9 protein-coding genes, 2 tRNA genes and 2 pseudogenes are annotated in these 11,888 nt (G+C 54.2%); 6 read left to right on the forward strand and 7 right to left on the reverse strand.

The features are described 5' to 3' along the window. The first annotated feature begins 10 nt into the window (after positions 1–10). Positions 11–1,465 carry an AMP nucleosidase gene (locus JZ655_RS13310; RefSeq protein ID WP_207292019.1) on the forward strand — a complete coding sequence of 485 codons (1,455 nt, stop codon included), beginning with the start codon at positions 11–13 and terminating at the stop codon, positions 1,463–1,465. Positions 1,466–1,483: 18 nt separating this feature from the next. Further along, the gene (locus tag JZ655_RS13315; protein ID WP_207292020.1) at positions 1,484–3,244 is read left to right on the forward strand and encodes an aminopeptidase P family protein; all 1,761 of its coding nucleotides are present in this window, start codon (positions 1,484–1,486) and stop codon (positions 3,242–3,244) included. A gap of 68 nt (positions 3,245–3,312) precedes the next feature. Here JZ655_RS13315 and JZ655_RS13320 read toward each other — a convergent pair. Further along, positions 3,313–3,388, reverse strand: a tRNA-Asn gene (locus JZ655_RS13320). A gap of 80 nt (positions 3,389–3,468) precedes the next feature. Next, positions 3,469–4,964, reverse strand: a pseudogene (locus JZ655_RS13325) (EmmdR/YeeO family multidrug/toxin efflux MATE transporter). Between the two features lie 161 nt (positions 4,965–5,125). On the opposite strand from JZ655_RS13325, the gene JZ655_RS13330 reads away from it, so the two are divergent. After that, positions 5,126–5,201 (forward strand) — tRNA-Asn (locus JZ655_RS13330). A 118-nt stretch (positions 5,202–5,319) separates the two neighbouring features. On the opposite strand, the gene JZ655_RS13335 is transcribed toward JZ655_RS13330, so the two are convergent. From JZ655_RS13335 to dacD, 4 genes are all read right to left on the reverse strand, one after another. Further along, complete coding sequence (locus JZ655_RS13335) at positions 5,320–5,655, reverse strand: DUF496 family protein (RefSeq protein ID WP_040074937.1); 336 nt, start codon at positions 5,653–5,655, stop codon at positions 5,320–5,322. 167 nt (positions 5,656–5,822) lie between these two features. Beyond that, entirely contained in the window at positions 5,823–6,881 is a 1,059-nt protein-coding gene (locus tag JZ655_RS13340) for an FUSC family protein (protein ID WP_207292022.1), read from the reverse strand. A 101-nt stretch (positions 6,882–6,982) separates the two neighbouring features. Continuing rightward, positions 6,983–7,456, reverse strand: coding sequence for a DNA gyrase inhibitor SbmC (gene sbmC, locus JZ655_RS13345; protein ID WP_207292023.1), 474 nt, complete (start codon positions 7,454–7,456; stop codon positions 6,983–6,985). Positions 7,457–7,575: 119 nt separating this feature from the next. Then, positions 7,576–8,748 carry a serine-type D-Ala-D-Ala carboxypeptidase DacD gene (gene dacD, locus JZ655_RS13350; protein WP_207293849.1) on the reverse strand — a complete coding sequence of 391 codons (1,173 nt, stop codon included), beginning with the start codon at positions 8,746–8,748 and terminating at the stop codon, positions 7,576–7,578. A gap of 337 nt (positions 8,749–9,085) precedes the next feature. On the opposite strand from dacD, the gene JZ655_RS13355 reads away from it, so the two are divergent. From JZ655_RS13355 to JZ655_RS13365, 3 genes and pseudogenes are all read left to right on the forward strand, one after another. Continuing rightward, a protein-coding gene (locus tag JZ655_RS13355; RefSeq protein ID WP_242637262.1) for an IS1-like element IS1A family transposase occupies positions 9,086–9,783 on the forward strand; the annotation gives its coding sequence in 2 pieces (ribosomal slippage) (positions 9,086–9,335 and positions 9,335–9,783; 699 coding nt in all). A gap of 16 nt (positions 9,784–9,799) precedes the next feature. Continuing rightward, a pseudogene (locus JZ655_RS13360) lies at positions 9,800–10,201 on the forward strand (IS3 family transposase); the annotation flags it as partial. A gap of 326 nt (positions 10,202–10,527) precedes the next feature. Then, entirely contained in the window at positions 10,528–10,719 is a 192-nt protein-coding gene (locus JZ655_RS13365; protein WP_207293850.1) for a helix-turn-helix transcriptional regulator, read from the forward strand. Here the strand turns inward: JZ655_RS13365 and JZ655_RS13370 are convergent. Then, entirely contained in the window at positions 10,700–11,878 is a 1,179-nt protein-coding gene (locus JZ655_RS13370; protein ID WP_207292024.1) for a tyrosine-type recombinase/integrase, read from the reverse strand. The two genes, JZ655_RS13365 and JZ655_RS13370, sit on opposite strands and share 20 nt — an antisense overlap. Positions 11,879–11,888 lie beyond the last annotated feature (10 nt).

The following is an 11,888-nucleotide window of genomic DNA, read 5'->3' on the forward strand; positions in this document are numbered from 1 at the left end:
GGAGAAAGAGATGAATAATAAGGGCTCCGGCCTGACCCCGGCTCAGGCACTGGAAAAACTGAACGCGCTGTACGAGCAGTCAGTAAGCGATTTACGTAATGCCATCAGTGACTATATTGAAGACGGTACGCTTCCTGATGTGGAAGCCAGAGCCAACGGCCTGTTTGTCTATCCATCGCTTTCCGTCACCTGGGATGGCAGCGTGACCAACTCCCCCAAAACCCGCGCCTATGGCCGGTTTACGCACGCCGGCTGCTACTCCACAACCGTGACCCGTCCGATGCTGTTTCGCCCCTATCTGGAAGAGCAGTTAACGCTGCTGTATCGGGATTATGACGCCCATATCACCGTAGAGCCTTCGCGCCACGAGATCCCCTATCCCTACGTGATAGATGGCTCCGCCCTGACGCTGGATCGCTCCATGAGCGCCGGGCTGACGCGCCATTTCCCGACCACCGAGCTGTCGCAAATTGGTGATGAGACCGCTGACGGGATCTACCATCCGGCGGAGTATTCCCCCCTTTCGCACTTTGATGCGCGCCGGGTGGATTTCTCGCTGGCGCGTCTGCGCCATTACACCGGCACCCCGGCAGAACATTTCCAGCCGTTTGTGCTGTTCACTAACTACACCCGCTATGTGGATGAGTTCGTGCGCTGGGGATGCAGCCAGATCCTCGATCCGGATAGCCCGTACATTGCCCTCTCCTGCGCAGGCGGGATCTGGATAACCGCCGAGACCGAGGCGCCAGAACAGGCCATTTCTGACCTGGCGTGGAAAAAACACCAGATGCCGGCCTGGCACCTGATCACCGCCGACGGCCAGGGCATCACCCTGATTAACATCGGGGTAGGACCGTCAAATGCCAAAACCATCTGCGATCATCTTGCTGTGCTGCGCCCGGATGTCTGGCTGATGATTGGTCACTGCGGCGGCCTGCGTGAAAGCCAGCTGATTGGCGATTACGTGCTGGCACATGCTTATCTGCGTGATGACCACGTGCTGGATGCCGTCCTGCCTCCGGACATCCCCATTCCAAGCATTGCCGAAGTACAACGCGCGCTCTACGACGCCACGAAAGAGGTGAGCGGTATGCCGGGTGAAGAGGTTAAACAGCGCCTGCGTACCGGTACGGTGGTGACTACCGATGACCGCAACTGGGAATTGCGTTACTCCGCCTCAGCGCTGCGCTTCAACCTGAGCCGCGCGGTGGCCATTGATATGGAAAGCGCCACTATCGCCGCCCAGGGTTACCGTTTCCGCGTCCCTTACGGCACCTTGCTGTGCGTATCCGACAAGCCGTTGCACGGCGAAATCAAGCTGCCCGGGCAGGCGAACCGCTTCTACGAGGGGGCGATCTCCGAACATTTACAGATTGGCATTCGGGCCATTGATCGGCTGCGGGCCGAAGGCGATAAGCTGCACTCGCGCAAACTGCGAACCTTTAACGAGCCGCCGTTTCGCTAATCATAAAAAAGGAGCGTTATGCAAACCCCATCCTCTCTATCCGCGCTGCGCGAATGGCTTCGCGCGCAGAACCTTGACGGCATGATCGTGCCGCGGGCCGATGCCTTTCAAAGCGAATACTGCGCGCCGCACGATGACCAGTTGGCCTGGTTGACCGGCTTTGACGGCTCGGCGGGCCATGCGTTGATCCTCCAGGATCGCGCACTGATGTTCGTCGATGGCCGCTATCAGGTTCAGGTTCGTGAGCAGGTTGATTTAGACGCCTTCGAGATCCTGCATCTGCACAATGATCCGCTGGCCCCCTGGCTGCGCGAGAATCTCCGCCCCGGTGCGCGTATCGCGTTTGAAGCTATGTTGATGACCCCGGCGCAATACGACGCTCTGCGTGCCAGCCAGTGTACGCTGGTGCCGCTGAATGACTCCCCCTTTGACGACATCTGGCACGATCGCCCCCCGGCTCCGGTTGGGGCCATCCGCGAAATGCCCTATGAGTACAACGGGGAGAACAGCGCCGACAAACGCCAGCGCATCGCCGCCCTGCTTGATGCTCACAATACGGATTACCTGGCGATTACCCAGCCGGACAACATCGCCTGGCTGTTGAATGTGCGTGGCAGTGATATTCCAACCAGCCCGGTGCCCAACTCGTTTGCCCTGCTGGGACGCGATGGTCGCGTCGAGTGGTTTGTTAACGCCGACAAGACTCGCTCGCTCTCGCCTGCGCTACTGGCGAGCCTTACCCTCTCTTCAGAAGGTGATTTCCTCTCCCGGAGCCAGCATCTTTCGGCGGGCAAGCGCGTGATGATGGATGCCGATACCGCCCCCGTAGCCCTGCGTTTTGCGGTAGAAAAATCGGGTGAGATCGTCTGGAATGCCGATCCCATCACCCTGATGAAGGCACTAAAAAACCCGGTGGAGCTGGCGGGCTATCGTCAGTCTCACCAGTATGACGGCGCGGCATGGGTTAATTTCCTCGCCTGGCTGGCACGTGAAGTGCCCCGGCGTGAGGCGGCAGGCAATCCGCTCACCGAGCTGGAAGCGCAAGAACAGCAGCTGGCTTTCCGCACGCAACAGCCCGGCTTTATCGAACCCAGTTTTGCCACCATTTCAGCCTCCGCCAGTAATGCGGCAATGTGCCACTACCACTCAAGCGAAAGCACCAACAAGGCCATCACCCACCGCGACTTTTATCTGAACGACTCGGGCGGCCAGTATCATAATGGCACCACCGATGCTACGCGCACTCTGGCCTACGGCCCGCTGAGCGCTCAGTGTCGTCTGCACTATACGGCCGTGCTCAAAGGTTTTCTGTCGATGATGAGCCTGCAGTTCCCGTCCGGCACCCAGGGACACCAGATTGACGCCTTTGCCCGCAGACCTCTGTGGGAGCTGGGTCTCGATTTCGATCACGGCACCGGCCACGGCGTGGGGCATCAATTGCTAATTCATGAAAATCCGCACCGCATCGCGAAAAAGGTCAATCCATGGCCGCTGGTGGCGGGGAATATTATGACCATCGAACCGGGGTACTATCTGGCCGATGCGTATGGCATTCGTATTGAAAACCAGGTGGAAGTGGTAGAGAGTCTGCCGGGCTTTTGCAAATTCGCCTCGCTGACGCTTATCCCGATCGATCTGAGTCAGGTGGAACTGCACCTGCTGAGCGAGCAGGAAAAACAGTGGCTGGACGACTACCACCAGCAGGTGCGGGAGGTACTCATGCCGCTGGTAGAGAGTGAGGCGCAGCAGTGGCTATTTGCCGCAACCGCCCCGATTTAGCGCCAGAAGGGGTAAATTCCCGGACGCAGAAAAGCAAAAAGCCTGCTTAAAAGCAGGCTTTTTAAATTTGGCTCCTCTGACTGGACTCGAACCAGTGACATACGGATTAACAGTCCGCCGTTCTACCGACTGAACTACAGAGGAATCGTGTGAACGGGGCGCATATTATCGATGCCACCCGGCGATGTCAAAGGCAGAATGCACATTTTGAATCGATTGCCGAATTATTCTCCAGTTTGCGCATCTATAAGTCGTTCTTTTGGCGCTTCCCGGACCGGACGCGGGTATTTCCACAGCCAGCGCCCACTCACCATTCGCCAGTAGAAGAACGCGCCGCGTACCGCCCAGTCCAGGAACATCCCCAGCCAGACGCCGACCACACCCCATCCCAGCATGATACCCAGCGTGTACCCGGCCACGACACGACAGCCCCACATACCGAGCATGGAGACCCACATCGCAAAACGTGCATCACGTGCCCCCTTCAGACCGGCAGGCAACACCCAGGAGGCAGCCCAGATCGGCATAAAGGCGGCGTTAAGCCAGATCAGGATCACTACCACATCTTTTACATCCTGCTCATGGGTATAGAAGGAGGCCATCAGACTGGCAAACGGCGCGGTAACCCAGGCGATGGCGGTTAATCCAATGGTCGAGAGCCAGAAAACATGGCGGAGTTGCCGCTCGGCCTGGCCAATCTGCCCTTTGCCCAGGCGCTTACCGGTGATGATGGTGGATGCCGAGCCGAGGGCGTTCCCCGGCAGGTTAATCAGCGCCGCAATGGAAAAGGCGATAAAGTTGCCGGCGATGACGTCGGTGCCCATCCCGGCAACAAACATCTGCGTCAGTAATTTTCCGCTGTTAAACAATACGGATTCAATGCTGGCCGGCACGCCAATACCCATCACCTCCCAGATAATGGCGAAGTTAAGCGGCCGAAAGTAACTCTTCAGGCTGATGCGAAGCGAGGGAGTGAACCCCACCCCCAGCACAGCAATAATAGCAATCGCGCCAATATAGCGAGAGATGGTTAGCCCCAGCCCGGCGCCGATAAAGCCCAGTCCATCCCAGGAGAAAATACCGTAGATCAGCACGCTACTGATCATGATGTTCAGTATGTTCATCCCACCGTTAATCATCAGCGGAATTTTCGTATTCCCTGCCCCACGCAAGGCCCCGCTGCCAATCAGGGCGATGGCGGCCGCCGGATAGCTTAGCACGGTCATTTCCAGATACGAGAGCGCCAGGGCCTTAACCTCGTTTGTCGCCTCCCCCGCCACGATGTTGATGATCTCTTCACCGTAGTAGTGGATCACCGCCGCCAGCACTATCGAGAATAAAGTCATGATCACCAGCGACTGGCGGGCAGCAGCGCGCGCGCGTCGCGGATCGCGCTTTCCGAGGCTGAACGCCACCACCACCGTGGTACCCAGATCAATAGCCGCAAAGAAGGAGATGATGACCATGTTAAAGCTATCTGCCAGGCCCACGCCCGCCATCGCCTCCTTGCCCAGCCAGCTGACAAGGAAGGTACTGAGCACGCCCATCAGCAGTACACAGGTATTTTCCAGAAAGATAGGCACAGCAAGGGGGGTGATTTCACGCCAGAACAGAACCCGATAACTTTTACGTTTGGTATACCAGGGCGTACGCATGACGCGCTGGCGTAAAGCGGAAGTGACGTTCAAAATGGACCTTAGCGAGAAAGTTGAAACTCCATTTCAAATGATGAGGGAGAATAGACGATCCTGCAAAGTATTTTGCAGAAAAAAGTGTGGGTTAATGCGTCAATCTGCTGAATGAATCGTCAGTTAAACAAAATGCGTTAAGATCAGGTTTGACAAAACTTTTTTCGCCGCTAAGATAACGCTCCACAACGATTCCTCTGTAGTTCAGTCGGTAGAACGGCGGACTGTTAATCCGTATGTCACTGGTTCGAGTCCAGTCAGAGGAGCCACATTTAAGAAGCCTGCTTTCGAGCAGGCTTTTTGCTTTTCTGTGACCAGACGGCCTTATGTAAGGCGCAAAAAAAAAGCCCCCCGAACGAATCGGAGGGCCTGGATAGCTGGCGGAGGTTACTCGCTTTTGGCTTCCACGTGCTTCATTTCGCCCATCACTTTCAGCTTTTTCGAGATCTCACGGCGCTCTTTGGAGATCTCAGCGTTTTTGATGATGTAATCATCTACGCGGTCTTCGTAGTCGCTCTTCATGCTGGCGATGATGCCCTGGATAGCTTCAACGCTCATACCCGGTTTGATGTAATCGCTCAGGTTGTCCAGCAGCAGTACGCGCTTCTGGTTGTCACGGATCTTTTTCTCAACGTCCTGAATTTCACGCTGCAGTTTGTTCTTGCGGCGGAACAGGCGGACGAATTCCAGAACATCCTGGAACGAAGGCTTGGTAGTTTCCATTTTTACACCCCTGATAATGTGAGATTCGGATTCGTTTAAACAACCGCTATGGCAGTAACCTTACTGACAGCGATTGCGGATGACAATAATTTTTGCTTTGGTCTTATCATAACCGTAAATGGTGCTGAATCGAAGCAGCAGACATCACTCAACGTAATGGCTGCGCTTTATTTGCGCAGCGCCCGGCAGATTAAGTGCGAAAGCAGTTCCAGTTGACGCGCCAGCTCCATACTCAACCATACATAGCCATGAATAGGCGTTTCCGCCACGTTTTGGCTCTGATGCTCATTAATCAACTCACGCAGTTCGGCAACGATCTCATTCAGCTTTTCGGTATTGGCCAGAATCGGCTGCGGATTGCCTTCATACAGGGCGTGGGCAATAGTGAGCAGCGTTTGCTGGGTCATCTGCTGCGTCTCTTTGAGGGTACGGGCGTTGAGCATCACAAAGTGGCTCTCTCGCGATGCCCAGTGCGCATTGATTTGAAGCTCCAGCATGCAGACCAGATTGCGACTGACGGTCTGGATCCCCTCAAAAATAGACTTCTGGATGTGCGTCTCTTTACTGGCGGGGGTAATAAGACCTCGCATTTTCACTACGTCATTCAGGATGGTTTGCAGGCGCTTTTCCAGGCGCGGGCGCTCAACAAGATTAGGGGAAAAACCAGCCTGATAAACGCGGTTAAAGGCTGTGACGTAGTTAGCCATCTGAATGCGCCAGTGCAAAAATGCCCGCTGCGGCCAGATACCCGTGAAGAGCATTGCCAGCAGTGAACCCAGTATCACATCGCCGCTTCGCCACAATGCCGTATTCATATCCCCCGTGGGCGCACCGACAACCACCGCCAGGGTGATGCCAATCAGCAGTGCCTGGTAAGGTTTTTTACCCAGCGCCAGCCAGCCGCAAAGGAACATCGCCGCCGCACACCAGAGCAACATCAAGGGCAGTGAATAGAGCTCCAGCTTCAGGGCAATCAGGCCCAGCGCCGAGCCTAAGATAGTGCCGCCGATACGTTCAAACGCCCTGGGTACCACATTACCCCAGAAAGAGATTGGCCCCATAATTACCACCAGGGTAATGAGCGGCCACGTCCCTTCCGGCACATGCAGTAGGCGCACAAGCAGGAAAGTGAGGATAAACGCCAGCGCGATGCGGCATCCATGCACCACGCGGTAATGACGATAGAGACGAATTTCAGACGAGGTTAATGGTTTATCGGGGCGCACACCCGCTCTCCAGCCATTGAATAAAGTCTGATTGTAACTGGTTTTCTGCCGTAGAGGGGTCTGCGGCAGAAAAACCCTTTAGATTCTATGCCTAAAGGTTACTAACCCGCTTTGTGCTGTACCGGAATATACATTTCGATATCCCAGTAGCCGTCGGCATTACCGTCGTTGAGGTAGCGCTCAAAGCAGGGTTTTGGCGCGATCTGGTAGCGGTTGTCCTCCAGCAAGCTGGCGAACAGATGATTCCAGGGCGTCGCGAAATCGTGATTTTCGACACGGGCAGTGGCAGAGGCGTATTCGCCTTCGGCGACCTCGGTCAGGATCACCCCTTCGCTATTGGCAGGCAGCGTAAAATCGTCGGCGACGCGGACGACGGTGTCGCAGCGCAGTTTTTCCGCAGGCACTTCATCAGGGTTATCGTAATAGACCGCCAGCCATTCCTGTGAGGGAATGTCATGACCGTCGACCCACATAACAAGCTGTTCGAACCCCTGTTTTACCGTCTGCTCCCACGGTCCGACCAAGTGAAAACCCGCGATTTTACGTTTAGGTTGACGCGAAATGTTATAGTCCATGCTGCCTCCTTTATCACTGTATATTCATACACTATAAAGCAGTAAAAAGCGGTGTGACAAACGTGAAGTGTTTATTATGCGAGCAGACTCGCAGAGTCGCCAGTCTGCTCGCAGGCAGGTTATATTTTGTGGTGAATATAGTCGCTCAGTCGCGAGAACATCCCCCCCTTCCCGACAGGCTCAAGGGTGACCAGCGGCCAGTGCGCCACCACTTTGTCGCGATCGTATAAAGCGATTTCGCCGACACGCTGATGCGCAGCAATGGGCGCTTCAAGCTCTTTTTTATCCAGGACATAGCGCGCTTTAATATTGGCCACTTCCGCCTTCGGCAGCGCCAGCCAGAAGTCCTGATCGGTACCCAGCGCAATCTTCTCTTTATCGCCGTACCAGATGCGCTCGGTTCCTACTTGCTTGCCGCTGCGCAGGATCTGCACAGTATCAAAGTTCTGCTGGCCCCAGTGCAGCAGCTTGCGCGCCTGATCTTCACGCGCTTTCGGGCTTTCGGCACCCATCACAACGGCGATAAGACGTCGCTGCCCATCCACCGCAGAGGCGATCAGGTTAAAGCCGGCACCGGAGGTGTGGCCGGTTTTAAGACCATCAACATCAAGATTTTTATCCCATAACAGACCGTTACGGTTTTGCTGGGTAATACCGTTCCAGGTGAGGCTCTTCTCGCTATACATGTGATAAAACGCCGGCTCACCATGAATAATCGCGCGAGAGAGTACTGCCAGGTCGTAAGCCGAGCTGTGCTGCCCCGGCGCATCCAGGCCATGCACGGTTTCGAAATGGGTGTCGCGCAGATTCAGTTTCTGCACATAATCGTTCATCATTTTCACAAACTGCGGCTGCCCGCCTGCCACATGATCGGCCAGCGCCACGCAGGCGTCGTTTCCGGAATCGACAATTAAACCGCGGCTTAAATCCCGTACGGTAATGCGATCGCCGGGTTTGATAAACATCAGTGAGGAACCGTCGAAAACGGGATTCCCTTTGGCCCAGGCATCGCGCCCCACGGTGACCACATCGTCGGCAGAGATACGGTGACTATCAATCGCGCGATCGACAACATAGCCGGTCATCAGCTTAGTGAGGCTGGCCGGGTTACGTTGCTGATGTTCGTTGCCCGCCGTTAAAACTTGCCCGGTCGTATAATCCATCAACACCCATGATCCTGCCTGTATAGCAGGCGGTTGCGGCGCATAATCAATCGGGTCGGCAGCCAGCGCGGATGAAATACTTACAGCGAGCAAAGAAACTGCAATAAACAGACGGCGTTTCAACGGTATATCCTCAGGTCATTTAAAATCGTTAGCCTTTTTACGGAAGTTCTGATGTCGATACCTGGATAAATTGCAATGAAATGTGACAGAGCGCAGATTTTTTTGCGAGGCAGGTCCGCAATTTTCACCTTTTCGACCGCTTTTTCTTCGGCGTGCCTGAGCGGATGGTTTACTATAGAGGGTGACTTACAAACAGGATGGTATTACTGGTGTCTGACTCCGCCGCGCTGATGACGCTCCATAAACAAGCGCTTGATTGTTTATAGTTGCTAATAGTAAGGGATTTTGGGTGATGCTGCCAACTTACTGATTTAGTGTATGATGGTGTTTTTGAGGTGCTCCAGTGGCTTCTGTTTCTATCAGCTGTCCCTCCTGTTCAGCTACTGACGGGGTGGTGCGTAACGGCAAAAGCACCGCCGGACATCAGCGCTATCTCTGCTCTCACTGCCGTAAAACATGGCAACTGCAGTTCACTTACACCGCTTCTCAACCCGGTACGCACCAGAAAATCATTGATATGGCCATGAATGGCGTTGGATGCCGGGCAACCGCCCGCATTATGGGCGTTGGCCTCAACACGATTTTACGTCACTTAAAAAACTCAGGCCGCAGTCGGTAACCTCGCGCATACAGCCGGGCAGTGACGTCATCGTCTGCGCGGAAATGGACGAACAGTGGGGCTATGTCGGGGCTAAATCGCTCCAGCGCTGGCTGTTTTACGCGTATGACAGGCTCCGGAAGACGGTTGTTGCGCACGTATTCGGTGAACGCACTATGGCGACGCTGGGGCGTCTTATGAGCCTGCTGTCACCCTTTGACGTGGTGATATGGATGACGGATGGCTGGCCGCTGTATGAATCCCGCCTGAAGGGAAAGCTGCACGTAATCAGCAAGCGATATACGCAGCGAATTGAGCGGCATAACCTGAATCTGAGGCAGCACCTGGCACGGCTGGGACGGAAGTCGCTGTCGTTCTCAAAATCGGTGGAGCTGCATGACAAAGTCATCGGGCATTATCTGAACATAAAACACTATCAATAAGTTGGAGTCATTACCTGGCTGGTCAATGCAGCCCCGGATGACAAAGGATATTGTCCTGAATGCACTTCTGATGGCCGTGTGGCGACGTAATCCTCAAAAGCAGGTGCTGGTTCATCCTGATCAAGGCAGTCAGTACACAAGCTATGAGTGGCAGTCGTTCCTGAAATCACACGGGCTGGAGGGCAGTATGAGCCGTCGCGGTAACTGTCATGACAACGCAGTCGCAGAAAGTTTTTTCCAGCTACTGAAACGTGAACGGATAAAGAAAAAGATCTACGGAACGCGAGAAGAAGCTCGCGGTGATATTTTTGATTACATCGAAATGTTTTATAACAGTAAGCGTCGGCATGGTTCGAGTGATCATATGCCACCAACTGAATACGAAAAACAATATTATCAGCGGCTCGGAAGTGTCTAGATTATCTGTGGCGATTCAGAAGGGACCGTTGTGGTTGTTGGAGGTACGGTTAACTTCGGACTTGGTGAATTTGTTGCCATCAAAGTTAAACGGACGAACTGTATTACGGATATCAACCCATGCTTCCTTCGCCCTATCCGCTCAGAAGCAGATAAGAAGCGAGAGGAAGCAGAAACAAATCTCAGAACATGCCTTGCTGGCACCGGTGCTGGTATCACGCCTCTTGCTGCAAAGAGCATCTATGACGCAATCGCCGCCGGGAAGGTTCCTGGCATCCGAATCGAATAGCCGCCTGAGGGCGGTTTCTTTTTGCCTGGAGAATTATGATGATTGACACCAGTCTGATACCCGAAAAAGAAGTGATGAGTACACTCGGTGTTTCATCACGTCAAACCATCTGGAACTACACGCACCAGCACGGATTCCCGAAGCCGGTACGGACGCATCCAAAGGCTTACCTGCGCACAGCTTTTGAGCAGTGGCTACTCAATGGCGGCGTTAACCAGAAATGTTCCTGATGTGCCAGAAGAGCTTATCAGCGTGGAGTTCATACGCTTTGCGCTGAGCCTCTATCCAGTCGTGTTTGTTGTACACCGCCATAACCCCGCCAAGTTCATGCCCGAGCATTCTTTCAGTAACGTGTGGCTCGACATCCATTTCAGACAGCCTTGTTGCCAGCGTCCTGCGGAAATCGTGAGTTCGCCAGTAGCCGAGGTCCATCCCTCCCCTTATTCGATTTATGAACCGGTTAGCGGCCGCAATGCTGATCGGTTCGTTAATCTCTTCTCCAGGGAAAAGAACATCCTTATAAGTGGTCATGGCCTTTTCAAGGAATGGCTGCATTTGCTCGAAGATAGGGCGGCGGATCACGTTGCCCATCTTGCTGTGCTCTTTCGGTACGGTCCATACCATGTCATGCAGGTCGAACTCTGCTTTGGTGGCCAGCCTGAGCTCGGAAAGTCTTGCTCCCCAAAGTATCAGCATCTGGTGAAGAAGCTTGTTTGAAGTTGAGGCCCGGCTCCTTTCTATCTCAAGCCATATCAGCGCCAGTTCGTTATAAGACAGCACTCGGTCACCCACTGCAGCGCGGGAGCCAAAGTCTCGCGGCTGGATACTCATAATTGCGCAACTATCTATAACCTGTCGCCGCATGCACCAACTGATAGCCGAACGCAACTGACTGAGCACCTGCCTTGCCCGACGAGGATTGTCCCTCTCTTCTTCCGTGAGAAGGTCAACCCACTGTTTCACAGTGATCGACGATGCAGGTCGATTTGGAAAAGCGCCTCGCATACGCTTCATTACCGTTGACTGGTACAGTGCCTGGGTCTTTTCTCTCAGAGACGTTTTAACGTAATTGTCGAACCAGTAATCAAGGCACTCGGCTACCGTTATGGCATCCCCGGTCTTCTCATCGAAGTAAGTGCGCGGATCCGTACCAGCAAAATATAGGTTTCGCAACTCAGCTGTTATCTGCCTGGCATCCTTCAGCGCTACTGACGGGTACCGGCCAATGCCAAGACGCTGCGGTTTTCCATGCCACCTGTACCGGTACTGAAACTGGATAACCCCCTTAGGCGAAATACGGACGCTAAGCCCATCGGCATCAGCCACTTCTTGTGGGCCCGAATATGGTTTACCATGAATGGTACGCAGTTTTGTGTCGCTGATAGCCATAGATAATATT

The organism is Leclercia pneumoniae, assembly GCF_017348915.1.
Taxonomy (GTDB): domain Bacteria; phylum Pseudomonadota; class Gammaproteobacteria; order Enterobacterales; family Enterobacteriaceae; genus Enterobacter; species Enterobacter pneumoniae.